This is a genomic window from Enterococcus sp. DIV0755f, assembly GCF_051713725.1.
In the GTDB taxonomy this organism is placed as follows: Bacteria; Bacillota; Bacilli; order Lactobacillales; family Enterococcaceae; genus Enterococcus_D; species Enterococcus_D casseliflavus.
On the sequence record NZ_JBIOQL010000001.1, the window covers coordinates 2,711,685 to 2,735,048 of the forward strand.

The following is a 23,364-nucleotide window of genomic DNA, read 5'->3' on the forward strand; positions in this document are numbered from 1 at the left end:
GTTATTGACACTTTACTATCTATTCTTGTATGATAAAATCAAACGAGTACGAAAGGAGCCAATCATGGAGAATCAAAGTGCGGATACGATGATCAACGATCGCTTTGAGGCCTTTCATATCAAAGACATCGTAGAAGAAAACAATACCCTTTATCATTACCATAGTTTTTATGAGATTCACTGTACCTTAAAAGGATCAGCGGTCTTCTTTATCGATGGCGGAGAATTCCCTCTAGAACCTGGTACGATCATCTTGATTCCTCCGAATGTCTTGCATCGAATCGTCCATCAAACTTCTGATTTTTTCGAGCGAACCTACCTGTATATCAATCCTAGTTATCTCGCTGCCCTCTCCACTACCCAAACAGATCTCACTGCCTGTTTTCGTAGCAACGGCGGCATCAACAGTCGTATTTTATCGATCGATGCCGACCAACTAGACCAGCTATTGCGACCTTTGCGCAAAAAAACGGATAGCAATTATGGCACCGACTTACTTTATCAAAATCATTTGATCGCGTTTTTGATTTCCATCAATACGATTGCCTATCAGGAAAAAGAACCGCTGTTTTTATCCGACTCACTCTATAAAAATAAAGACATTTTGGCTGCCATTACCTATATCAATCAGCATTTGACCGCTGATCTCTCCTTAGAGACCGTCGCCAAAGCCCTTTTCATGAGCCCATACTCGCTTTCAAGGACCTTCAAAAAAGAAACTGGCGTCGCCTTTCATGCTTATGTCGTAAAGAAACGACTCTTAAAGAGCAAAGAAATTTTACGTAAAACCAGAAGCGCCGCCGCCACCTTCGAAGCTTGCGGCTTCAACTCCTATACCCATTTTTTACGCTGCTTCAAACAAGAATTTCAGCTGACACCAAAAGAATTTTTACAAGAAGAAGCCCAAAATCAGTTTGTCCGTTTTGCGCATTTTGTAGGGAAAAAATAGCAAGCCGTTGCAAAGCGTCCACCATTGGCTCGTGAAAAAAGAGTTGCTGCTTCCCTTTCCTGATGTTAGATGACACAATACAAAAAGAATGACACGAGGAAATGTGTCATTCTTTTTGTATGCTATAAAACTTCCCCATTTGAAGCGATCACTTTTTTATACCACTCAAAGGATTTTTTCTTGGTTCGTTTCAAGGTGCCGTTGCCTTGATCGTCTCGATCCACATAGATAAAGCCATAGCGTTTACTCATTTGACCGGTACTGGCTGCTACAAGATCAATACATCCCCAAGTAGTATAACCAAGTAGTTCCACGCCATCGATCGTCACTGCATCTTTGAAGGCTTGAATATGTTTTTTTAAATAGTTGATCCGATAATCGTCTGCGACAAACCCGTTCTCATCAGGGGTATCGATCGCCCCTAACCCATTTTCTACGATAAACAACGGTTTTTGATAGCGATCATACAATTGATTCAATGAATTTCTCAGTCCTAACGGATCAATCTGCCACCCCCACTCAGTCGATGGTAGATGTTCATTTTTAATTGATGGAAAGAGATTCCCGGTCGCTTGCGCATAGTCTTCTGGATGGGCACTGACCGTTCGCGAACAGTAATAAGAAAAACTGACAAAATCAACAGGAGAAGCCGCTAAAATCGCCTCGTCTTCAGGTGTCATTTTGATCGTTAAGCCTTCTCGCTCAAATTTTTTCAAGGCATAATTGGGGTATTTACCTCGGGCTTGCACATCGATAAAGAAATAGCCTTCGCGATCACGATTGATTGCTTCTTGGTAATCTTCAGGTCGGCAAGTATAAGGATAATGACTGCCGCCAGCCAGCATACAGCCGACTTGATTGGTCGGATCGATCTCATGAGCTTTTTTGGTTGCTAAGGCACTGGCGACTAACTGATGATGCGCTGCTTGGTATTTGATTTCTTGACGATTGTCCCCTTCTTTAAAGACGATCCCGCCACCTACAAAGGGCTGATGCAGCAAAATATTGATTTCATTGATCGTCAGCCAATATTTGACCAACCCGCGATAGCGTTGGAAGACGGTTTCCGCATAAGTCACATAGAAATCAATGAGTCGGCGATTTTTCCAGCCACCAAATTCCTTGATCAAATGCAGCGGAACATCGAAGTGGGCAATCGTGACTAATGGCTCGATTTGATGTTTTCTCAATTCTTTGAAGATTTTCTCATAAAAAAGCAGTCCTTCTTCGTTGGGCGCTTCGTCATTGCCATTCGGAAAAATCCGTGACCAAGAAAGTGACATCCGATACACGTTAAAACCCATTTCGGCAAAAAGGGCAATATCTTCCATATAATGGTGGTACATATCAATGGCCGTTTGGGCTGGATAAAAAGAATCTTCCTGCCATTCCAACATTTCCAGTTCACCAGCAGCAACCTTTGCGCGATCAGGACCAGTTGGTAAGAGGTCGACATTTGATAAGCCACGTCCTCCTGCTAATACGCCTCCTTCTGCTTGATTGGCAGCCGTTGCACCACCCCATAAAAAATCATCTGATAATCCCATGTTATTTCCTCCTAAACTTTGACTACAAGTACTTCCTCTTCTTTAGCTACCAAACCTTCCTTCACAAGTTCGACTGCGGTATATTGTGGTGTATTGGTAACGATGATCGGTACTTGTGTGACATATCCTGCAGCTTTTATCTGCTGTACATCGAACGTCAGCAGTCGCTGTCCTTTTGTAACTTTTTGCTCTGCTTCTACTAACGCATCAAAATACTGACCATTTAGTTCCACTGTGTCTAAACCGACATGGATCAACAATTCAATTCCCGTGTCTGAAACCAAGCCAATCGCGTGTTTGGTAGGAAAAACAGCAGCGACTTTCCCATCAAAAGGCGCAATGACTTCACCGATGGGTTCATCGACCGCAAATCCTTTTCCGAGTGCTTCAGAAGCAAATGCGTCATCTTTGACTTGATTCAGTGGCATCACGGTTCCTGGTACAGGATTGATCAATAGGGTATCTTCTAAGACTACTGCTTTCATATCTGGAACATCAATTGTCACTTTTGTTTCATATTTGAAACTTAAGACATAGGTAACGACCGCACTCACCACAGCTGCAATCACCAATGCGATAATGATATTCCAAAAATAGCGCATCGTATCATCACCGATATATAGTAAGACTGCTGGGAGACCAGACGAACCGGTCGCAAAGCGATGCGTATTGGTCAAGCCAGCATACAAACCACCAGAAGCCCCACCGATCATTGCCGCAACTAACGGATATTTTTTTGGCAAATTGATTCCATATAAAGCGGGTTCAGTAATCCCCATGTAGGCAGTGATCGCCCCTGATACCGCCAACTGCTTAGTCTTTTTCTCTTTCGTACGCAATGCGACAACTGCTACTGCGGTTGCTTGAGCAATGTTTGAGACCAATGCCCCTGGACCAAAAATACTGTCATACCCAAGTTCTGCCATTTGCATCACCCCTAAAGGAGCAATCCCATTGTGCAAACCAAACATCACCATGATTGGTAAAAAGCCCCCAATCAAAACCGCTGGAACCCAGCTAGCATGGACACTTAAGAAGGTAAAGAAAGTTGCCAAATAGCCCCCCAAGATACTACCGATCGGTCCAAATAGCGAGAAGGCTAATGTACCCATTATCAAGAATGTTAGCATTGGAACAAAAACCAGTTCTACTGATTTTGGAATCACTTTGTTCAAAAACTTTTCGACATACGATTGGAAAAAAATCACGATCAGGATCGGAATAACTGATCCCGTATAGTTTGCTAATGTAAAAGGAATAACCCCAAAAAAGTGAACGGGTTCGCCTGCTGTGACCAAGGCACCCCAATTAGGATGCATCATCATAGCAGCCACTGAAGCCGCTAAAATTGGATTGCATCGCAATTTTTGTGCCACAGTGAAGGCCAGGATCATTGGTAAGAAGAAGAAAACACCATCTGCAAAAAGATTCAGCATGTAATAGGTTTGCGAATCAGCGGTGATCACATCAAAGACGATCAACAAAGCCAAAACTGCCTTAACCATTCCAGCACCGGACAATGCCGGAATAATTGGTTGAAACGTTCCTGCCACAAAATCGATCACTGCAGCTGCCGGTCCTTTTTTCTCCCCAGGATCTGACGTCCCTGATGATTGAAGCGAAACCAATTTTGTGACTTCTTCATAGACATCTTTGACATGGGTTCCAATCACGACTTGATGTACCCCTGCATTATTGATGTATTTGGCAACCCCATCGAGTGCCTCTAGTTCTCCTTCATCTATACGCTTTTCATCTTTGACTTTAAAGCGTAATCGTGTTTGACAATGATAGGCATCCGTGATATTTTCTTGTCCCCCCAGATACTGGACGATTTTTTTTGCCAATGATTGATAATTTTCACTCATACATTCCACCCCTAGATAAATTTCAAAGAAAATCTATGTTGTATGTGCTCACCGGTAAAACATACTGTTCTTTCTGCCAGCAATGTACCATTTTTAGAGAGCGGTTCCAATACATTTTCCTAAAGTCGAAATGGATTTCACCTTTTCATTAAATACCGCTCTTTTTTCGAAATTTATTCCACGAAAAGCCCCCGCATTGCCTTGACGAAGCCAGGAGAAACAATGGTATAATTTACTCTATGAATGCGACACTTTTGAATTGTGGCAATCAAAAACAATCGATGAGCGCACGCCATAGAATAATCATGTAAAAAAAGGCGGCACAATACTCTCTTAAAATTACTGGAACTACAGCTTCTTTCCCCCAAACCGTTGAAGCACCTCATAATGGAACAACGATTCAGCATAGCCTGTTACGAACGGCGATGCTGCGTTGGATTTATAAAAAACAGGCGAAGGGAACGAAGAAACATGACAAACGCGAAACAAGCAATACCCCCAAAAACGATTTTCTTTCATGAAGAAGCTTTTCAAAAAACAGATCAAACGATCATTCGCTGGTTAGGAAACTCCGGTATTCTTCTAAACAGCCGTGGTACATGTATCATGGTCGATCCGGTCTTAGAAGGATTTGACCTGCCGTTACTGATCGATCTGCCAATCAAACCGGCGGCAGTCCCTCACTTAGATGCGGTATTGATCACCCATTCAGATAATGATCACTACGGCATTCCGACGATTGAAAAATTAGTCCCGGTTACCGATAGCTTCCATGGACCCAAATATGTTACCGAACTTATGCAAGAGCACTTTCAAGTTGCTGCCCAAGGTCACGAAATCTATGATTCATTCACCGTTAAAAATTTGGAGATTTCTTTAACAAAAGCGTATCACCTTTGGCAAAATGAGACGACAAAATTTGACCGTGTCTTCCAAATTGAGGACTATTGCGGCTTTTGGATCGATACTCCGGATGGTTCCTTGTGGATTCCTGGCGATTCTCGTCTTTTACCAGAACAATTAGAGATGCCTCAACCAGATGCGATCTTGTTTGACTTTAACGACAACGCTTGGCATATCGGCTTTGAGAACGCCGTGAAACTGGCAAATACCTATCCGCATGCTGAATTGATCCTCTCCCACTGGGGAACAGTGGATGCCCCGCATATCGATGCCTTTAATGGGGATCCTGAAGCTTTGTACGATCGGATCGTCAATCCAAAACGGATTCGTCTTGTCGCTGCCGGTGAGCCAATCGAATTGAAATCAACCACTCCTAACAATGTACAATAGGGAAAAAGGACCACACCATATTCGGTGCGGTCCTTTTATTCTTCTGCCATCTCTTTAAACGTCGTTTTTCGGCTCGTCTCTAAAAAACGAGCATTGGTGATTTTCATTTGGATATTTTCCTGATAATCGAGGGAAAAAATCTTAGCAAACAAAACTGTCAAAAGGAACTGAATCGATTCTTCTGTGGAAAAATTTCCAATTTTGGAATACAGTTTTTCTCGGCTAGCAATCGTCAAGACGATCGTCGAATAGTCCCGCAAATAGTTCTCTCCACCACTCGTAATACTGATAATCGGCACACCATTTTTCAACAATGTTTTCACATTTTTCATAGGATACGTTTCTGAATTATTACCAGAATAAGAGATCAGAATGGCACAATCCTGTGGGGTCAGCGTATTAGAAATCAAGCCAGATTCATCCGCATCTGCAAGAAAGGCTTTTTTATGGATCGTGTTTAAGTTGCGTTTAAACAGCTGTCCGAAATAAGAATTTGGACTACGCCCATAGATGACGATGGTTTGAGCGCCATTGATGAGCCTCGCAGCTTGATTCAGGTCTTTTACGGTCATAAGTGCCGCTGTTTCTTTAATCGTTTGCATACGCAAGTTCGCCAAGTTTTCAATGATTTCTAATGTGTCTGCAGCTTCATCAAAAGGAATGTTCACATCGATTGCTGCTGACCCATTATCAAAATGAGCCAATTCGTGCATGAAGGCATATACAAATTCTTTCCAACCAGAAAAGCCAAAATATTTTGCAAAACGGACCAGCGTCGGCTTGGAAGTATGGGTCAGTTTTGCGATTTCTTCCATGCTATACTCACTAACTTTTTCTCGATTGCTTAATAAAAAGTCACCGATCGTTCGTCTCGCATCATTTTGTTTAAACGCTGCTTCTTCAATTTTTTGAAAAAGATACATCTGGTTCTCCCCTCTGATTGACGCCTGCAGTTTGTCTAGTACGCTCAACTCATCATTGTTTCTTTTTATTATAAGCGATGAGAAGGATGAAATGAAGATGGAAAAACGAGGATCAAGCTAGCTTTCGCCTATCCTCGTTCAAAATACAGAAAGTATTTATTTCCCAAAAAAGCTAGGACACCAATCAAGCACAACAAGCCCCCTGATAAGATCATCTGCATCCCTGCTGTTTCATTGCCACTGACTAGTATCAGCAAGCGTGAAGCGTAAGGTGGTAACGTGACTCCTAAATTGTAAGCAACGATCGAGACGATCGTGCCAAACTTAGCTTCCGCTTCACCACCAGTCGTCAGCAAGTGGGTGAAAAAAGGCATGATGCTGCGAAAGGCAAAGCCTAGTAGTAAAGAACAACCCAAGAGCAGCCCCACCGTCTGCAAGGGATAGGTCAAATAGATGCTGCTTCCTGCAAGCAATGCCGCAATGGGCAGCAACCAGCGATGTAGGCGTCTATATATCAAGCCAAAGGCATTGCCGGCGATAAATGCCCCCGTCGCAATGGCGGCGATCATGTTACTGCCATCGGTCGCATCACCAATTCCTTTTTCCAACAACAACGGGGTGATCTGCAGATTGTAGTTGATAAACAAGACAACGATCAGAAACAAGAGCACCCCCAAAACAAATGACTTTTGTTTCCGTTCTTTTGAAACCGTGACGTTCGCTATCAGAGCCGCATCGGTGGTCGCTTTTGTTTCATTGGGAATAAACACCTGAACAAAAAAGAGACTGATCAAGGCAAAGCCATAAACGAAGAAAGAGATCTCCCAACTGATCTTCACTAGCTGCCCTACCAGCAAAGTCATAAAGATACCACCTAAACCACCGACGGCACTTTCTAACCCAAGGGCCTTGGCTTTCTTTTGCGGCTCATTTTGAAACAACAAACTAATCATTTGAATCGCCAAACGATTGAATAAGCCGATCCCAAAGCCAAGAATCGCGCGCGAAAGAAACAAGACGGGAAAGCTCCCCTGATACCATGCCGGCAGCGTGCCAAAAACTGCCACAATGACCAAGCCGGTGACCATCGTGTATTTTTTGCCGATCCTTTTTTCGATCATGCTAGTAGTAAAAATCCCCAGCAAAAGAAACAATGACGGAATCGTGGTCAGTAACCCGACGTAGACCGCATCTACTTCTGGAAAGCTTGCCGCAATCGCTGGAACATTGGCAGAAATCGCCGGTGCCGAATAGACGACCATTGCCACCGACAACAGTGCCAGCAACTTCATTGAAAAAAATTTCATAGTTCCCCCTTTTCTTTTTACAAAATACTTTTTTTGTTTCTCTGAGTTCAACCAGATAAGACACCAAAGCAATCTTTTCCTACCTCTTTATTATTTGCTGGATCGCCAGCATTTGACCAATGCTTCCTACGCTGAGAATTTATGCTTGAAAAGCATTGGTCTTCTGCATTTGCTGCAGATCGTCACCGATAGTCTGCGAAAAAACCTTGCAGTCTGTTTTTCTGCAAGGTTTCCTTCGATCATTCATTTTTTATCAATCCTATCAGCTACACAAGACACCCTAAGAGAACTTATTTCTGCAGCTGTTCTATGATATCTTTCGTAATTGCCTCAGCAGTGATACCAAGTTCGGATAAAACGTCCGCTGCTCGGTAATTATCATAAAATTTCTTTTCTAAGCCATAGTTTTTGACGGCAATCTCACGATCACCAAGATAGCTGGCAATCATTTGTCCATAGCCGCCCTCTCGTATGCCGTCTTCCAACGTGACAACGAGTTTATGCGCTCGTGCCACAGCATCCAGCAATTCTTTGTCGACCCCTGAAATAAACTTAGGATTGATCACCGTTGGGGTAATTCCATGTTGCATTTTCAATTGTTCTGCGATCTCTTCCGCTAGCGCATAAAAGTTTCCGACACCGACGATGGCTACCTGCGTGCCAGCTTGAGTCACCTCATTTTTTTGATCGCTGTAGTCAGTAGAGGCTGCTCGTACCGTTTCGTTGACAGGTCCAACCGGTACCCGGATCGCAACTGGAGCGTTGGTTTGTTCCAGCGACCAATCCAACATTGCTAGATATTCTTCTTTAGAGGTTGGCGCAAGATAAACAAGGTTAGGAATATGTGCCAAAAAGGGGATATCAAAAATTCCCAAATGGCTCTCGTCATTCATTCCATGAATCGATGCACCGTATACCAGAATCGTTCCAGGCAGATGATTTAAGGCCAAATCATGGGAAATTTGATCAAAACTACGTTGCATAAAGGTAGAAAAAACGGCCCAGACAGGTTTCGCTCCATTTTTTGCTAACCCAGCAACCATCGATACCGCATGTTCTTCTGCAATACCCACATCTACAAATTGTTTACCTGCTTTTTCTCGTTGTTCTGGAGAAAAAAGCAGCATCGGTGTACCAGCATTTACTGCCACAACTTTAGGATCTGTCGCCATTTTTTCTAATAAATAATCCGTCGTTAAGCTGTTGTAGGTTACTTGATTGCCGCCAGCAGAAATATATTCGCCTGTTTCTAAATGAAAGGGACCACCTGCATGAAACTTTTCACGATTTTCTTCCGCAAACTTGAAGCCTTTGCCTTTGATCGTATGAATGTGTAATAAAACAGGATGATCAATGTCTTTCACTTTTTCAAATAAAGCGATCAAGGCAGCGAGGTCATTTCCTTCATCTAAATAGTGGTACTCAAAACCAATCGCTTTGAACAGATTGTCTGCTGCTTGCCCCTTGGTTTCCCGCAATGCCCGCAAATTCTGGTACATCCCCCCATGGTTTTCCGCGATCGATTGGTCATTGTCGTTGAGGATCACGATGGTATTGGTGCCTAATTCCACAATATTGTTCAAGCCTTCAAACGCTAAGCCACCTGATAGAGAACCATCGCCAATCACGGCAACGACGTTATACGTTTCATTTTTTAGGTCACGGGCTTTCGCCACACCATTTGCCAACGAAACTGAGGTGGAGGTATGACCGACCGTAAAGAGATCGTACTCGCTTTCTTTCGGATTCGTGTAACCAGAAACCGCATCATACTGAGCAGCATCAAGAAAGGCATGGGCGCGTCCCGTCAACATTTTATGGATATAGGTCTGATGAGACACATCAAAAATCAGCTTATCGGTGGGAGAATCAAAGACTTTATGCAACGCGATCGTCATCTCAACCATCCCCAGATTGGGGCCATTGTGCCCCCCATGGTGACTGATTTTTTCCAATAAAGCAGTTCGTGCTTCTACTACCAGTTCTTGAAGTTGCCCACTGGTCAATTCTTTTAACTCTTTGGGGCTTTTGATTTTTTCTAATAACATGTACATACCTCCTGTAGAAATGTTTGAATGGTTCGTGTGTTTACTCACAAGGAAAAAGACACGAAGTCGAAATGAGTAGATCGTTCTCTGGAATGAAAAAAGCGGCAATCGGAGCTAGGCGCTCTTTTTTAAATTCCTGTCAAACCAAGAAATAGCAAGTTATCCTAAAGGGAAATCATGATTTTTCTGAGTTTCAACAATCGCTGCTCATTTCTTCTATCTAAAAAGATACCACCTAGAGTTGACTTTAGGTCAAGTAGTTCTTGAAACATTTTGAACAAAACGAGGTTGATTTTTCCTAATTATTGAAACAATTGCAGGTTTATTCTCTATAAATTTTCTTTTCTAATACATATTCCTAGAGATTCATTTGATATGTCATAGTAAATTATAAAAAACTGCCATTAAACAGGATCCATTCCCTGCTTAATGGCAGTTTGTTTATTTCCGATACATCTTCAATTCCAAGAACAAATCATTATAGATGCCCAGATACTCAGCACCTAAGTTTTCATAGACTTCGAGGTGTTCCATTAATTCATCGGATGGATAGAATTGTTCGTCTTCGGTGATCTCGTCAGGCAGTAATGCCATGGCTTCTTGGTTAGGTGTGGAATAGCCGATGTATTCTGCGTTTTGTGCAGCGTTCTCGGGTTCTAGCATAAAGTTCAAGAAGGCGTAAGCACCGGCTTCGTTTTGTGAGGTCTTAGGAATGACCATATTATCAAACCACAGGTTGGAACCTTCCGAAGGGATCACGTAATGAATGTGCTCGTTTTCGTACATCATGTCGGCTGCTTCCCCAGAAAATGTGACCGCAACCGATGCTTCTTCATTTGCCATGTACATCTTGATTTCATCTGCGACGATGGCTTTGATGTTTGGGGTCATGGTCCGTAGCTTATTGAATGCCTCTTGCAGCTGATCATCGTCTTTGCTGTTAAGAGAATAGCCTAAGCTGTCCAAACCTAATCCCATCACTTCACGCGCGCCATCGATCAGCATGATGCTATTTGCTAATTCGGGTTTCCAAAGATCGTCCCATTGGGTGATCTCACCTTCATCAAAGAATTTATCGTTATAGACGATCCCCAGTGTTCCCCAGAAATAAGGGATGGAATATTGATTGCCTGGATCAAAACTCAAGTCCAAAAAGCGAGGGTCGATATTGTCTAGCCCTTTGATTTTACTGTGATCCAATGGTTTTAAAAGATTTTGTTCCATCATTTTCTCAATCATGTATTCACTCGGTATGGCGATGTCATAGGACGTACCGCCTTGTTGGATCTTCGTGAACATCGCTTCATTTGAGTCAAAGGTTTCATAGTTGACTTTGTAGCCTGTCTCTTCTTCAAACTTACTGATCAAATCAGGGTCGATGTAGTCGCCCCAGTTGTAGATGTTGACGACCTCAGCGCCTGCCATACCAGAGGAGCGTTCCAATTCACGGACACCAAAGAGCAAGATCAGGACGATCGCAACAATACCGATAATCAGAGATTGTAGTCGTTTCATCGCAGATTTGCCACCTCCACACGGCGATTTTTACGTAATTTCTTCGCGCCGTTTTCTTTACTGATAAAGTAATAGCCTACCACCAGGATCATGGAGAATAAGAAGACAAGTGTACTTAATGCATTGATTTCTAAACTGATTCCTTGACGTGCTCTAGAATAGATCTCTACCGATAAGGTACTAAAGCCATTGCCTGTCACAAAGAATGTCACGGCAAAATCATCGAGTGAATAAGTAAAGGCCATGAAATAGCCGGCGATGATGCCCGGTGTCAAGAAAGGCAAAATGATATTTTTAATGACTTGAAAATTATTCGCGCCTAAATCACGGGCAGCATCGATCATTGAATCGTTCATCTCTTGCAGTTTCGGTAAGACCATCAAGACCACGATCGGGATACTAAAGGCGATATGCGAAAGCAATACGCTGAAAAAGCCTAAGCTAAACCCACGGAACAAGTTGCCGATCATCGTAAAGAAAATCAAGAAGCTGGCACCAATGATGACATCTGGTGAAACCAACAAAATATTATTCAAACTCAACAATGCCGTTCTCGTTCGACGTTTGCGGGTATAGTAGATGCCCATCGCACCAAATGTGCCGATGATCGTTGCCAGTAATGCTGATAAAAATGCCAGCATAAAGGTGTTCAACACGATGATCATCAAGCGGGTATCTTGAAAGACGGATTGGTAATGTTCAAAAGTGAAACCCGTAAAAGCATTCATGGTGCCTCCTTCATTGAAGGAATAGAAAATCAAATAAAAGATCGGCACGTACAAAAGAATAAAGACGACGATTAGATAAAGATTCGACCAGCGAAATTTTTTCATTTACGTTGCCCTCCTTTTTTCTTTTCTCCCGTAAACAGCATCACGAGGAACATAGCGATGATCAAAATGACGCCGATGGTCGAACCCATGCCCCAGTTTTGGGTAACGAGAAAGTGCTGCTCGATCGCCGTACCAAGCGTGATCACGCGATTGCCCCCAATCAAACGGGTCAACATGAAGAGGGAGAGCGACGGAATGAAGACGGCTTGGACGCCGCTTTTCACACCGTTTAACGACAGAGGGAAAATCACTCGTCGGAACGTATCATAGCTGTTTGCCCCTAAATCGCGGCTGGCACTGATCAAAGAGGGATTCATTTCTTCTAAGGCATTAAAAATCGGCATGATCATAAAGGGCAGTTCGATATAGACGGCAACCGTCAAAAAGCTAAAGTCGGTAAACAAAATCTGCTTTGGTCCAACACCCATGATTTCTAGGAAGTTGTTGACACTGCCATGAATGCCGAAGATCCCAATAAACGCATAGGCTTTTAACAATAAGTTGACCCACGTTGGTAAGATGATCAACAGCAGCCACAAATCTTTGTGACGCAGCTTAGTTAAGAAATAGGCTGTCGGGTAGCTGATCACTAAGGTAATCACGGTGATCAAAAAGGCATACCAAACCGAGTTTAAGGTCATGATCAAATATTTGCCAGAACCTAAGTAGCTTTGATAATTGACCAGCGAAAAGTTGCCGTTCATATCAAAAAAGGATTGGTAGATGATCAATAAGACTGGTGCAATAACAAATAGCAATAACCAAAAGACATAGGGTATCGCATAAAAACGACGCATTTTCGTCATTAGCTTTCCCTCCTAATCTTCGTAGCTCTCTAAACGAGCATCAAAATCTTCTTCGGACTCATTGAAACGCATGACGTGGATGTCTTCTGGTTCAAAGGAAAGCCCGATCTTGCTTCCTTCAGTGGCTTTTCTTGTAGAGTGAACCATCCATTCGTTGCCTTGTTCATCGTAACAAATGATTTCGTAATGCACGCCTCGGAACAATTGCGTGTCTACTTCAACGACCAGCTTGCCTTTTTCCGCCGTCGTCAAATTCAAATCTTCTGGACGGATCACGATCTCAACAGCTTCATTCGGCCGCATCCCGCCATCGACACATTCAAATTGCTTGCCGACAAACTCCACTAAGTTGTCTTCGATCATCGTACCTGTGACGATGTTGCTTTCACCGACAAAATCCGCCACGAAATGGTTGATTGGTTCATCGTAAATATCCACTGGTGTGCCGCTTTGGACGATCTTCCCTTTGTTCATAACGAAAATCTCATCACTCATCGCCAACGCTTCTTCTTGGTCATGGGTGACAAAAATAAAGGTGATGCCTAGTCGCTGCTGCAATTCCCGCAGCTCGTATTGCATGTCGGTTCGCAATTTCAAATCCAATGCGGACAAGGGTTCATCAAGAAGCAATACTTTGGGCTCATTGACGATCGCTCGTGCGATTGCGACCCGTTGGCGTTGACCTCCAGACATTTCGCTGATTTCACGATTCTCATAACCAGGAAGTTGTACTAGCCGCAACGCTTCTAAGACTTTTTTATTCACTTCATCTTTTGGTAATTTTTTGATTCGCAGACCAAATGCCACATTTTCAAAAACGTTCATATGTGGGAATAAGGCGTAATCTTGAAAGACAGTATTCACTTGCCGTTGATTGGCAGGAACGTCATTGATTCTTTGTCCATCAAAATAAACGTCGCCTTCTGTTGCGTCCGAAAAACCCGCAATGATGCGTAAGATGGTTGTTTTTCCACAACCTGAAGGACCTAACAATGTATAAAAGCGACCTTCTTCAATATCAAAACTCACTTTTTTCAAAACTGTTTCATCATCATCAAATCGCTTCACCACATTGTTGAATGAAATTATTGTTTTTCCCACACTCTTTCCTCCTGTACTATAAATAAGAATCTGTCACGACTACAAGCACACGGCTTTTTTTGCCCGCAATATTTTTTAATTGATGCGGCTCAGTCGCCTGATAATAAATCGATTGGCCTTTACGAGCCTTGTACTGCGTTTCTCCTAGTGTCAACGCCACACTGCCCTCTAAGACATAGATAAATGTTTCTGCTAACGATGGTTCAAAGGTCTTGTATTCGCCCGCTTTATCAAAAGTCAGCAAGACTGGCTCCATTTCATTTTCATTGGAATCGGGAATCAGCCACTTCAATTCATAGCCATTTTCTTCATCATAATAAAGCGTGCTGTCTTCTTCGCGATAAACCACTTGATGCTGCGCATTTTCTTCTCGGAAAAATTCCTCTGGTGTCACGCCTAAAACTTCTAAGATCGTAAAAAAAGTTTCCATAGAAGGCGAACTCAAATCACGCTCCAACTGTGAGATATAGCCTTTCGTCAAATCGGTCCGCTCGCCTAATTCTTCTTGGGTCAAATTCTTTTGAACGCGCAAATTGCGCAGCTTCTCGCCAATCTCCATGTTCATTCCCCCTTTGATTGACACAACTTCAAATAAAAAAGTTTGCTATAAGTAAACTTCATGTTTAATTTCACTTTTTCTAGTATACAAATAATTGCAAAAAACACAAGCCTTTTTTCTTCATTTTTTTGAAATCTTTTCTCTCTGATCAAAAAAGGGAGTGACGCTAAACGCTTGTGTTATAAAGGAAACGATTGGTGGTCCCGGCATTTTCGCTTTTTAAAGGTTTAAAAGAACAACTTCTATTTTAACGAAGAAAAGGTAGATTTAATAATGATCTGTTTTTGCTGATTTTTTGATAAGAAGACCTGCCTTTTCTTGCTTCACTGGTTAAAAAAATAAAACTTATGGTATTATGAGTACAAACCATCAAAGGAGTGTCTGAAATGACGAATTTCTCTACCTTTCGTGTCATGAATGAACCAAATTTTACTGCTTCACTCACAACTGCAACTCTTGACGAGCTGCCAGCAGGCGATGTGCTTGTCCGTGTTGATTACTCAGATGTCAATTACAAAGATGCCTTGGCAGCAAAAGAAAATGGCGGCGTGATCCGCACGTATCCGATGACGCCGGGAATCGATTTAGCAGGGGAAGTCGTGGACAGTCAGTCTGCTGATTTTGCCCCAGGCGACCAAGTTTTAGTGACAGGTTATGGCTTAGGGGTTTCTCACCCAGGCGGTTACAGTCAATTTCAACGGGTCCCAGCCGAGTGGCTCGTGAAACGTTCTGCTGGTTTTTCAGCAAAAGACAGTATGACCTATGGCACTGCTGGGTTCACAGCAGCTTTAGCGGTGCAAGAATTAGAACAGCTGCACTTAGCAAAAGACGCTGCTATTTTGGTGACAGGCGCTAGCGGTGGCGTCGGCAGTGTCAGCATTGCTTTATTGAAAAAACTGGGCTATACAAATATAGTGGCGCTATCTCGGAAAACCGATGCGCAATGGTTGTTGGACCTAGGCGCAGCGAAAATCGTCAGTCCTGATGACGTGGTACCAGAAAAGGTCAAACCATTAGCAAAACAAACGTTTGCAGCGGTCATCGATACAGTTGGCGGTCCATTGCTTGCGGCAGTGCTTCCGCAAATCGCTTATGGGGGCGGTGCCTTCTTATGCGGCAATGCTGGTGGAATCAAAATCGAAACGACTGTCTTACCATTTATTTTGCGTGGGATTCGCGTAATTGGGATCGATTCGGTCAATGTTTCCCATGAGATCCGCACGGCATTATGGGAGAAATTAGCGGGTGAGTGGAATGTGATCGATCAGCTTTACACGAAAGCCATCACTTTGGAAGACTTGCCAGAAACATTGGCAGCTTTATTAGCTGGTACGCACCAAGGACGGACGATCGTTGAGGTGTCACAAGCGCAATGAGAATTTTGATTACGGCTGGCGGTACTTCTGAAAAAATCGATGATGTCCGTGCAATCACGAATCATTCCACGGGCTCACTTGGTCAAGCCATTGCCAAGGAATGGCTGCAATACCCTGAGGTGGCCATCGATTACGTTACGACGAAAACTGCCAAACAACCGCCGACCGATCCACGCGTTACCTGTCATTTCATTGAAGGGACCACGGACTTGTTGACGCAGTTGACCGATTTATTGACGACCCATTCGTATGCTGCTGTGATCCACAGTATGGCAGTCAGTGATTTCACCCCTGCTGCTCATTTTTCAGAAGCAGCGTTTTATGAAGCAATCAACGATGCCCTACCAGCTTATGACAACCAGGTCACTCCGGCATTGATGGCACACGTGCTCTCACAATCTGAATCAACGGCAGGCAAAGTTTCTTCCAATACTGATCATTTGTTTTTAGTGTTGAAGAAAACCCCAAAAGTGATCCAAACCATCAAAGCATTACAGCCGACAACCTTATTAGTCGGATTCAAATTATTAGTAGACGTAGCGGAAGTCGAGTTGTTTGCGGTCGCACGAAAAAGTCTGCTAGCTAGCCAAGCGGATTATGTGTTGGCCAACGACTTGACGCAAATTTCTGGAAACCAGCATGTCGGACACCTTTTGACACAAGAAGGACAAATCGGGACTGGCCGCACAAAAGCTGAGATCGCAACCTTGATCGTTGACACATTACGCAATGACCTGCGTGCTTAGCTAGATGTTTTTTAGAAAAGGAGAAAGAAACATGAAACAAAAACACGTTCTGCTTGGCGTCAGCGGCAGTATCTCTGCATACAAAGCAGCCGACCTAACCAATGAATTAACCAAAAAGGGCTATGCAGTGGATGTCTTAATGACTCAAAACAGCACACAATTTATTACGCCTTTGACGTTACAGTCATTATCCAAACGCCCGATCCATGTCGATGTTATGCAAGAACGTCAACCAGATCGGATCAATCATATTGAACTAGCCAAACAAGCCGATCTTTTCTTGCTCGCCCCAGCCAGTGCCAACAGTATTGGCAAGCTGGCGCATGGGATAGCCGATGATTTGATCTCAACAGTTGCCTTAGCGTTGCCGTTATCCGTTCCCCGCTTGATTGCACCAGCCATGAATACCGTCATGTACGAAAACCCGATTGTTCAAAGAAATTTGGGGATTTTGAAAGAAGTCGGCTTCCAAGAGATTGAACCCCGTGAAGCGTTACTGGCTTGCGGTGATTTCGGCAGAGGCGCATTAGCAGCAACAGAAACGATTCTCGAAAAAGCATTGACTGCTTTGGAAGTACGGAGTGTCTAACAATGAAAAAAATATCAACTTTTGAACTTGTCTTAACAGCTTTCTTTTTGGGAATCTTGATTCTTTTAGCATCGGTTCCCTTTCTTGGGTTTATTCCCTTAGGACCAATCAATGCGACAACGATGCATATTCCTGTGATCATCGCTTCCATTGTATTAGGCCCTCGGATCGGCGGCTTTTTAGGCGGCGCCTTTGGGATCATCAGTATGGTGCGTTCGACCTGGATCATCACCCCGCTTTCTTTTGTCTTCTCCCCTTTCGTACCGATTTATGGGAGTGATCAAGGAAGCTGGAAAGCGATCCTCGTAGCGTTGATTCCTCGTATTTTGATTGGTGTCGTTCCTTACTTTGTTTATAAAGGCTGTCAAAAAATCTGGAAAAACAAACAGCAAAGTCTTTCGTTACTGATTGCTGGTGTTGCTGGAGGCTTGACGAATACGATCCTGGTAATGAACCTGATCTACTTCTTGTTCCAGCAAGAATATGCGGAGGTTGTGGGGAAAGCCGGCAATGCTGTCTATGCAGCGATTTTGGGTGTAATCTTCGCCCAAGGTGTACCTGAAGCCATTGTAGCGGGAATCGCCACGATGGCAGTTGGAACCGTCCTTTTGCGCTTAGTCATGAACCGCAAAAAAAATCGTATCTAAAAAAATAGCGACCGCCCAAAGTTAGCTTTTTGGCTAACTTAGGCGGTCGCTTCCCTTTTGAGTGTCTTATAAACTTTGTGTCACTTGGAGTGCCTCGACAAGCTCTTGATACTGCTCTTGAGTCAAATACTCTTCATAAAAGGTCAGATAATCATCGATATCTGCTTGGGTCAAATAAGGCAGCTCTTGCTTGATTTGCAGCAGCAGTTCTTCAAACTCCTCATCCGTCAGCATATAAGAAGACCAATCATCGGCTTCATCATAGCTATCCCAGTACTCATCATCATAATCATTTTCATCCCCATCGTCATAGCTGTCATCCCAACCATAATCATAGGGAGAAAACAATTCTTCTGGGTCAATCAATTCTTCCGCTGTAGGGATTGCAACAGCAGTATCACTTTTCTTCCCTGTAAAAGTCACCGTGGCTCCGATAGTGGTTTGCAGCTCATCCGCTTGCACGAAGTGAAAAGCCATTTTCTGCTGATTTGTTTTCGTATTGATGGTCATGGTTAAGTCAAACTGCTCGACTTCTTCCAACATCGTTTCTAATTCGGCGACTTGCTTTTGATCGGCGCCGTGTTCTTGGGCATAATCTGCATAATCTGCCAATTCTTCTTTGGTAAACGTGTGACTGATCGTATCTCCATCTCTTTTGAAAGCATCCGGTTCAAAGGTTTTCAAATAGTCTGCAAATGTCTCATTATGAAAAAGACTGTTCATGGTAAAGAGGTTTTCAGGCTCTTTTTCTGCTTCGGTTGTCCCCTCGCCGTCCTCTGCAAAAGTTCCTTCGCCAAAGTAAGAATCTAAGGTTTCTTGATCGATGCGCAGGTATTTGCCTTCATATTCCGCAGCGTCTGGTTTTGTCCCATAACTGTCACTACCAAATGCGCTGATATACCCTTGCAGTGTTTCATAGATTTCAGCTGACACATACGCTTCTTGTTTTTCTGGATCGACGATCAGCTTGATCGGCAGCTCCTGCCCCCCAAAAGCGACTGCCAGATTGAGTAAAATCGCTTTGGTTTCTTTGTCCTGGACGAAGTCCCCTTTAAATGACGAACCGACTAACTGTGACATCAACATGGAGGCATACCTATCGGCTTCTCGACCGTATTCGCTGCTGCTGCCCATCTCAAAGGTATCGATCGTCGCTTGGAATTCACCAGCATTCGCTGCTTGCTGATTCGTCAACTGTTCGGCAAACTGTTCTTGCGGTAATTTCGTACAACCGCCGAAAAGAAAGGCGAACCCAACAAACAAAATGACGCGTCCCCACTTTTTCATCCTGCTCACTCCTTTTCGTTTATTGTACCGAAGACTGAGAAAGCTTACAAACCTAAGCTCTTTTTTATCAGCTCTCATAAAAAAAAGACTGCCCTTCAGGACAATCTTTTTGCTATTCTATTCTTCGCCGATGATTCGGACTTCTGTTTCTAAGGTGACATCAAAGGTTTCTTTGATGACTTGTTGGATATGAGCGATCAGTTCAACGTAATCCGTTGCAGTGGCTTGATCGACATTCACGATAAAGCCCGCATGTTTTTCCGAAATTTGGGCTCCGCCCCATTTCAATCCTTGTAAGCCTGCATCTTGGATCAGCTTGCCGGTAAAATGACCGACTGGACGTTTAAAGACACTCCCACAAGAGGGGTATTCTAGCGGTTGCTTCAATTGCCGCAATTCTGTCAGTTCATCCATCCGCTTTTTGATTTGCTCTTGATCGCCTTTTGCTAGATCAAAGCGACTGCTTAAAATGATCATCTTTTGCTCTTGTAATTTGCTATGACGATAAGCAAATTCCATTTCTTCCTTGGTATAAGTCACGATTTGACCATTAGCCAGCAAAACGTCGCAGGACGCAAAGACATCTTGGATTTCGCCATCATAGGCGCCAGCATTCATAAAGACGGCACCGCCGACACTGCCAGGAATCCCGCAGGCAAATTCAAAACCAGTCAACGATTCATGCAAAGCGACATAGGTGGTATCGATCAACTTTGCTCCAGCATCGACGATCAAAGAAGTGCCGTCCACCACGATTTGGTTCATTTCTGATAGCATGATCACCACGCCACGAATACCACCATCACGGACGATCAAGTTGCTGGCATTTCCTAAGACGATCCAAGGAATCGCTTGTTCTCGGCAATAATCAAGCAGCTGTTTGGCTTCATCTGCTGTTTTGGGAAAAGCCAAAATGTCTGCCGGTCCACCAGTTTTTGTATACGTATAGTTCAATAAGGGTTCATCTTTTAATAAGGCAATTTCAGGGAATTGCGCAATCATCAAGTCTTTATTCACGAGAAGGTTTCCTTTCACAATAAACATCTCACTTATTTTAGCATGTTCAAGGAAAAGTTGCTACCTCTGGTGAATCAAAGAAAAGCTTAATGGTCGAATGACCCATAAGCGCCTCTTTGCGAATGACCTGATTAATAAAGAGTAAGCTTCAAAAAAAGTGTTTTGTTATTTCAGATAATCGTTCTTTCATCTCCGTAGTGACTTTATCGACTACTTCTAAGTTGCTGCGATGCAAGAAGTCCACACTGCAAATATGCTGACAAAGAATCGTCCCTTGAACTTTACTTTATTGTGTTTCGGTAACTGTTTGAAACGCATTCGATCGAGCAAATTTTTCTTCTACATATTTTTTTGAGCTACTGAGTGGCATCACTAAGATGGTATTGAAACTCTTGTTATAATAATCATTACTAACCACTACACACGGTCTTTTTTTGCCATTTCATTTCCTTTGGTGGGATTTAAGTCAATAAAAGAATATCTCCTTGCCTTACCATTCAATGTTCTCCTCACCTAAATCTTTTTCAAAAAACATCTCACCTGTGTCAAATTTTCCCATTTCTTCTATGATCGCTAATTCTTGTTTCTAAAAATCTTCAAAAGAAGGTGCTGCTTTTTCGCCTCTTACCTTGATCTCACCTTCTGGGGTAAATTCAAAAATTACCCAGTGATTCTCTTTTAAGCCTAGTATTTGCCGCACACTTTTTGGAATAGTTATTTGATTTTTCGAAGTCATTTTCGCTGAAACTTGCGCTTTGATCGTCATGAAACTGCCCCCTTTTCAAAATGACTGTATCATAAAATGGAAGTAAACGTAAGGAGCCATCGTTCCTTTTCCGTACTACAAACGAATTTTCTCTAGCATCCAAATTTAATCCTCATTCTTCCTCCTTGTTTTCCTCATTCCGCTCACTTGCTTTGCGCTTCTGGCTTTTTTAGGTAAAATGGGAGGCGTAGTGGAAAATAAGGAGGAGTCTCAATGAAATTTATTTCTTGGAATGTGAATGGTTTACGGGCCATCGTTAAAAAAAATTTTTCTGAAGTGTTTGAAGCCCTCGATGCTGATTTCTTTTGCTTACAAGAAACAAAGCTGCAAGAAGGTCAGATCGAATTGGATTTACCAGGCTATCATCAATACTGGAATTATGCGGAGAAGAAAGGCTATTCCGGCACAGCAATTTTCGCAAAAGAACCTGCACTATCGGTCCGTTATGGATTAGGAATCGAAGAACATGATACGGAAGGTCGCGTCATCACGCTGGAGTATCCTGAATTTTTCTTGATTACTTGCTACACACCGAATTCCCAAAATGAATTGCGCCGCTTGGATTATCGCATGACTTGGGAAGATGCCTTTTTGGCTTACTTGACTGAATTGAAACAACAAAAGCCAGTGATTCTCTGCGGTGATTTGAATGTTGCCCATAAAAATATCGACATCAAAAATTGGAAAACCAATCAAAAAAGTGCTGGGTTTACACCTGAAGAACGGGAAAAGTTTTCGACTCTTTTGGCTGCTGGCTTTACCGATACGTTCCGCTATTTCTATCCAGATGCAGAAGGTATTTATTCTTGGTGGAGCTACCGTTTCAACGCTCGCAAAAACAATGCTGGCTGGCGCATCGATTACTTTGTCGTTTCGGATGACTTAAATGAGCGCTTGCTAGACGCCAAGATCCATACAGATATCATTGGCAGTGACCATTGTCCGGTGGAACTGGATCTCAACTAACCGTAAGAAAACTTCAGTTTTTCTTAACGTTTGTTCGCTTTTCATTCTTTGATTTTGTGCTAGAATGGCAATGAGGTGAGTCTGATGAATTTTATCGCAATGGACTTTGAAACAGCAAATTATCAAAAGCATAGTGCCTGTTCCCTTGCACTAGTCATGGTACAAGATAGCAAAATCGTGGGCGAATATTACACATTAATCCAACCGGAAACGGAATTTTTTTGGAAAAACATTCAAATTCATGGCATCCGTCCAGAAGATGTACAAGAAGCGCCTAAGTTTCCTGACGTATGGAAACAAATCCAACAATATTATCAACTGAACAGTTTGATCGTTGCGCATAACGCTGGTTTTGATACTGGAGTTTTGGCGGGATGTCTTGATTATTATGGGTTGTCACAACCAAATTATCTTTCCTTATGCACGGTGCGAACGAGCCGCAAGCTGTATCCAGAATTTACGAACCACAAATTAAACACGGTTTGTGAGCAATTACAGATTCCTTTACTAAACCACCATGATGCACTAGAAGATAGTCGGGCATGTGCCCAAATCTTATTGCGTCAAGAAGAAGAATTTGGTATCGATCCATTAAAAAAATTGGTTTTAGTCAAATAAATAAGAACGTGCGTCCTAAAGTCAGCATTGCGCTAGCCTTTAGGACGCACGTTTTCATTTAAGGAAGGATTCATTTTAAGTCAGATCGATCCAATAATGACAGATTATAGCGCCATCTTCAGGATCAATGACTTTTTCTGTCAATTTACCACCGTTGTTTTCAATGACTTTGGCGGAGGCGCGATTGGCTTCTTCACAGGTTACTAACACGTTGTTCAAGCCAAATTGTTTGGCCTTTACCAATGACTGTGCCAACATTGCCGAGCCGATGCCTTGCTTTCGATGGTCTGGGTGCACTGAATACCCGATGTGTCCGCCAATTTGGCGCAAATACGCATTAAGTGTCAGACGCAGATTCAAGAGACCGACCACTTTTTGATCTTGGATAGCCAGATAGGTACGGGCGGGAACGAATCCTTCTGGTACCGTTTCTGCTGTTTTAAAATCCACCAATCCCTCTAGCCAGTCTTTGGCTGTCGGACTTTCTACAAGTCCTGCCCCACCATGGATGACTTCTTGATTCTTCTCGAAGGCTTGCCGATACGCTTCGATTTGATCGCAGTCTGCGATCGTCGGTTCCCGAAACTCCATTTCCTTCACTCC

General features: G+C 43.0%; 23 protein-coding genes. 8 read left to right on the forward strand and 15 right to left on the reverse strand.

Translation table 11 applies throughout. The features are described from left to right. The first annotated feature begins 64 nt into the window (after positions 1–64). On the forward strand, positions 65–949 hold the full coding sequence (locus tag IGI73_RS12485; protein WP_428206627.1) for a helix-turn-helix domain-containing protein: 885 nt from the start codon (positions 65–67) through the stop codon (positions 947–949). A 122-nt stretch (positions 950–1,071) separates the two neighbouring features. On the opposite strand, the gene IGI73_RS12490 is transcribed toward IGI73_RS12485, so the two are convergent. Together IGI73_RS12490 and IGI73_RS12495 are read right to left on the reverse strand one after the other, a co-directional pair. Beyond that, the gene (locus IGI73_RS12490; RefSeq protein ID WP_428206628.1) at positions 1,072–2,496 is read right to left on the reverse strand and encodes a 6-phospho-beta-glucosidase; all 1,425 of its coding nucleotides are present in this window, start codon (positions 2,494–2,496) and stop codon (positions 1,072–1,074) included. Positions 2,497–2,507: 11 nt separating this feature from the next. Next, positions 2,508–4,364, reverse strand: coding sequence for a beta-glucoside-specific PTS transporter subunit IIABC (locus tag IGI73_RS12495; RefSeq protein ID WP_071859226.1), 1,857 nt, complete (start codon positions 4,362–4,364; stop codon positions 2,508–2,510). 471 nt (positions 4,365–4,835) lie between these two features. Here IGI73_RS12495 and IGI73_RS12500 point away from each other — a divergent pair, with 471 nt between their 5' ends. Further along, complete coding sequence (locus IGI73_RS12500) at positions 4,836–5,657, forward strand: MBL fold metallo-hydrolase (RefSeq protein ID WP_428206629.1); 822 nt, start codon at positions 4,836–4,838, stop codon at positions 5,655–5,657. A gap of 35 nt (positions 5,658–5,692) precedes the next feature. Here IGI73_RS12500 and IGI73_RS12505 read toward each other — a convergent pair whose 3' ends face one another. From IGI73_RS12505 to IGI73_RS12540, 8 genes are all read right to left on the reverse strand, one after another. Next, positions 5,693–6,580: a MurR/RpiR family transcriptional regulator gene (locus tag IGI73_RS12505; protein WP_428206630.1), complete on the reverse strand. Its 888-nt coding sequence runs from the start codon at positions 6,578–6,580 to the stop codon at positions 5,693–5,695. 128 nt (positions 6,581–6,708) lie between these two features. Continuing rightward, positions 6,709–7,887 (reverse strand): MFS transporter, encoded by a 1,179-nt coding sequence (locus IGI73_RS12510; RefSeq protein ID WP_428206631.1) that lies wholly within the window; start codon positions 7,885–7,887, stop codon positions 6,709–6,711. A 290-nt stretch (positions 7,888–8,177) separates the two neighbouring features. Beyond that, positions 8,178–9,935, reverse strand: a complete 1,758-nt coding sequence (locus tag IGI73_RS12515; protein ID WP_428206632.1) for a 1-deoxy-D-xylulose-5-phosphate synthase — start codon at positions 9,933–9,935, stop codon at positions 8,178–8,180. A 441-nt stretch (positions 9,936–10,376) separates the two neighbouring features. Beyond that, a complete protein-coding gene (locus IGI73_RS12520) occupies positions 10,377–11,450 on the reverse strand; it encodes an ABC transporter substrate-binding protein (protein ID WP_010749877.1) in 1,074 nt (357 codons plus the stop codon). After that, a complete protein-coding gene (locus IGI73_RS12525) occupies positions 11,447–12,283 on the reverse strand; it encodes an ABC transporter permease (protein ID WP_005228535.1) in 837 nt (278 codons plus the stop codon). The genes IGI73_RS12520 and IGI73_RS12525 overlap by 4 nt, the downstream gene beginning before the upstream one ends. Beyond that, positions 12,280–13,089, reverse strand: a complete 810-nt coding sequence (locus IGI73_RS12530) for an ABC transporter permease (protein ID WP_010749878.1) — start codon at positions 13,087–13,089, stop codon at positions 12,280–12,282. The genes IGI73_RS12525 and IGI73_RS12530 overlap by 4 nt, the downstream gene beginning before the upstream one ends. 12 nt (positions 13,090–13,101) lie before the next feature. Beyond that, complete coding sequence (locus IGI73_RS12535; RefSeq protein ID WP_005228533.1) at positions 13,102–14,190, reverse strand: ABC transporter ATP-binding protein; 1,089 nt, start codon at positions 14,188–14,190, stop codon at positions 13,102–13,104. A 16-nt stretch (positions 14,191–14,206) separates the two neighbouring features. Further along, positions 14,207–14,749 carry a helix-turn-helix domain-containing protein gene (locus IGI73_RS12540; RefSeq protein WP_005228532.1) on the reverse strand — a complete coding sequence of 181 codons (543 nt, stop codon included), beginning with the start codon at positions 14,747–14,749 and terminating at the stop codon, positions 14,207–14,209. 386 nt (positions 14,750–15,135) lie between these two features. Here IGI73_RS12540 and IGI73_RS12545 point away from each other — a divergent pair, with 386 nt between their 5' ends. Genes IGI73_RS12545 through IGI73_RS12560 form a run of 4 tightly spaced genes read left to right on the forward strand, consistent with a single transcriptional unit; the run spans position 15,136 to position 18,107 of the window. Next, the gene (locus IGI73_RS12545) at positions 15,136–16,125 is read left to right on the forward strand and encodes an acrylyl-CoA reductase family protein (protein WP_159160769.1); all 990 of its coding nucleotides are present in this window, start codon (positions 15,136–15,138) and stop codon (positions 16,123–16,125) included. Further along, positions 16,122–16,871: a phosphopantothenate--cysteine ligase gene (gene coaB / locus IGI73_RS12550; protein WP_266167209.1), complete on the forward strand. Its 750-nt coding sequence runs from the start codon at positions 16,122–16,124 to the stop codon at positions 16,869–16,871. Before IGI73_RS12545 ends, coaB begins: the two co-directional genes overlap by 4 nt. 31 nt (positions 16,872–16,902) lie before the next feature. Next, positions 16,903–17,460, forward strand: coding sequence for a phosphopantothenoylcysteine decarboxylase (gene coaC / locus IGI73_RS12555; protein ID WP_005228528.1), 558 nt, complete (start codon positions 16,903–16,905; stop codon positions 17,458–17,460). A 2-nt stretch (positions 17,461–17,462) separates the two neighbouring features. Next, positions 17,463–18,107, forward strand: a complete 645-nt coding sequence (locus IGI73_RS12560) for an ECF transporter S component (protein ID WP_005228527.1) — start codon at positions 17,463–17,465, stop codon at positions 18,105–18,107. Positions 18,108–18,173: 66 nt separating this feature from the next. Here the strand turns inward: IGI73_RS12560 and IGI73_RS12565 are convergent, their stop codons facing one another. From IGI73_RS12565 to IGI73_RS12580, 4 genes are all read right to left on the reverse strand, one after another. Beyond that, positions 18,174–19,394, reverse strand: coding sequence for a hypothetical protein (locus IGI73_RS12565; RefSeq protein ID WP_428206634.1), 1,221 nt, complete (start codon positions 19,392–19,394; stop codon positions 18,174–18,176). 117 nt (positions 19,395–19,511) lie between these two features. Further along, positions 19,512–20,396 carry a UDP-N-acetylmuramate dehydrogenase gene (gene murB / locus IGI73_RS12570; RefSeq protein ID WP_371875350.1) on the reverse strand — a complete coding sequence of 295 codons (885 nt, stop codon included), beginning with the start codon at positions 20,394–20,396 and terminating at the stop codon, positions 19,512–19,514. 301 nt (positions 20,397–20,697) lie between these two features. Next, positions 20,698–20,829: a hypothetical protein gene (locus IGI73_RS12575; RefSeq protein WP_005228524.1), complete on the reverse strand. Its 132-nt coding sequence runs from the start codon at positions 20,827–20,829 to the stop codon at positions 20,698–20,700. A 168-nt stretch (positions 20,830–20,997) separates the two neighbouring features. Further along, complete coding sequence (locus IGI73_RS12580) at positions 20,998–21,177, reverse strand: AbrB/MazE/SpoVT family DNA-binding domain-containing protein (RefSeq protein ID WP_428206635.1); 180 nt, start codon at positions 21,175–21,177, stop codon at positions 20,998–21,000. A gap of 213 nt (positions 21,178–21,390) precedes the next feature. On the opposite strand from IGI73_RS12580, the gene IGI73_RS12585 reads away from it, so the two are divergent. Together IGI73_RS12585 and IGI73_RS12590 are read left to right on the forward strand one after the other, a co-directional pair. Next, a complete protein-coding gene (locus IGI73_RS12585) occupies positions 21,391–22,143 on the forward strand; it encodes an exodeoxyribonuclease III (RefSeq protein ID WP_005234144.1) in 753 nt (250 codons plus the stop codon). An 84-nt stretch (positions 22,144–22,227) separates the two neighbouring features. Continuing rightward, positions 22,228–22,761 carry a 3'-5' exonuclease gene (locus tag IGI73_RS12590; RefSeq protein WP_010749886.1) on the forward strand — a complete coding sequence of 178 codons (534 nt, stop codon included), beginning with the start codon at positions 22,228–22,230 and terminating at the stop codon, positions 22,759–22,761. Positions 22,762–22,836: 75 nt separating this feature from the next. On the opposite strand, the gene IGI73_RS12595 is transcribed toward IGI73_RS12590, so the two are convergent. After that, positions 22,837–23,352, reverse strand: coding sequence for a GNAT family N-acetyltransferase (locus IGI73_RS12595; protein WP_010749887.1), 516 nt, complete (start codon positions 23,350–23,352; stop codon positions 22,837–22,839). Positions 23,353–23,364: the final 12 nt, after the last annotated feature.

Bases quoted from the DNA above. Each gene is read 5' to 3' on its own strand.
- IGI73_RS12485 (WP_428206627.1), top strand. From the start codon at position 65: ATGGAGAATCAAAGTGCGGATACGATGATCAACGATCGCTTTGAGGCC.
- IGI73_RS12490 (WP_428206628.1), bottom strand. From the start codon at position 2,496: ATGGGATTATCAGATGATTTTTTATGGGGTGGTGCAACGGCTGCCAAT.
- IGI73_RS12495 (WP_071859226.1), bottom strand. From the start codon at position 4,364: ATGAGTGAAAATTATCAATCATTGGCAAAAAAAATCGTCCAGTATCTG.
- IGI73_RS12500 (WP_428206629.1), top strand. From the start codon at position 4,836: ATGACAAACGCGAAACAAGCAATACCCCCAAAAACGATTTTCTTTCAT.
- IGI73_RS12505 (WP_428206630.1), bottom strand. From the start codon at position 6,580: ATGTATCTTTTTCAAAAAATTGAAGAAGCAGCGTTTAAACAAAATGAT.
- IGI73_RS12510 (WP_428206631.1), bottom strand. From the start codon at position 7,887: ATGAAATTTTTTTCAATGAAGTTGCTGGCACTGTTGTCGGTGGCAATG.
- IGI73_RS12515 (WP_428206632.1), bottom strand. From the start codon at position 9,935: ATGTTATTAGAAAAAATCAAAAGCCCCAAAGAGTTAAAAGAATTGACC.
- IGI73_RS12520 (WP_010749877.1), bottom strand. From the start codon at position 11,450: ATGAAACGACTACAATCTCTGATTATCGGTATTGTTGCGATCGTCCTG.
- IGI73_RS12525 (WP_005228535.1), bottom strand. From the start codon at position 12,283: ATGAAAAAATTTCGCTGGTCGAATCTTTATCTAATCGTCGTCTTTATT.
- IGI73_RS12530 (WP_010749878.1), bottom strand. From the start codon at position 13,089: ATGACGAAAATGCGTCGTTTTTATGCGATACCCTATGTCTTTTGGTTA.
- IGI73_RS12540 (WP_005228532.1), bottom strand. From the start codon at position 14,749: ATGGAGATTGGCGAGAAGCTGCGCAATTTGCGCGTTCAAAAGAATTTG.
- IGI73_RS12545 (WP_159160769.1), top strand. From the start codon at position 15,136: ATGACGAATTTCTCTACCTTTCGTGTCATGAATGAACCAAATTTTACT.
- coaB (WP_266167209.1), top strand. From the start codon at position 16,122: ATGAGAATTTTGATTACGGCTGGCGGTACTTCTGAAAAAATCGATGAT.
- coaC (WP_005228528.1), top strand. From the start codon at position 16,903: ATGAAACAAAAACACGTTCTGCTTGGCGTCAGCGGCAGTATCTCTGCA.
- IGI73_RS12560 (WP_005228527.1), top strand. From the start codon at position 17,463: ATGAAAAAAATATCAACTTTTGAACTTGTCTTAACAGCTTTCTTTTTG.
- IGI73_RS12565 (WP_428206634.1), bottom strand. From the start codon at position 19,394: ATGAAAAAGTGGGGACGCGTCATTTTGTTTGTTGGGTTCGCCTTTCTT.
- murB (WP_371875350.1), bottom strand. From the start codon at position 20,396: ATGATTGCGCAATTCCCTGAAATTGCCTTATTAAAAGATGAACCCTTA.
- IGI73_RS12580 (WP_428206635.1), bottom strand. From the start codon at position 21,177: ATGACGATCAAAGCGCAAGTTTCAGCGAAAATGACTTCGAAAAATCAA.
- IGI73_RS12585 (WP_005234144.1), top strand. From the start codon at position 21,391: ATGAAATTTATTTCTTGGAATGTGAATGGTTTACGGGCCATCGTTAAA.
- IGI73_RS12590 (WP_010749886.1), top strand. From the start codon at position 22,228: ATGAATTTTATCGCAATGGACTTTGAAACAGCAAATTATCAAAAGCAT.
- IGI73_RS12595 (WP_010749887.1), bottom strand. From the start codon at position 23,352: ATGGAGTTTCGGGAACCGACGATCGCAGACTGCGATCAAATCGAAGCG.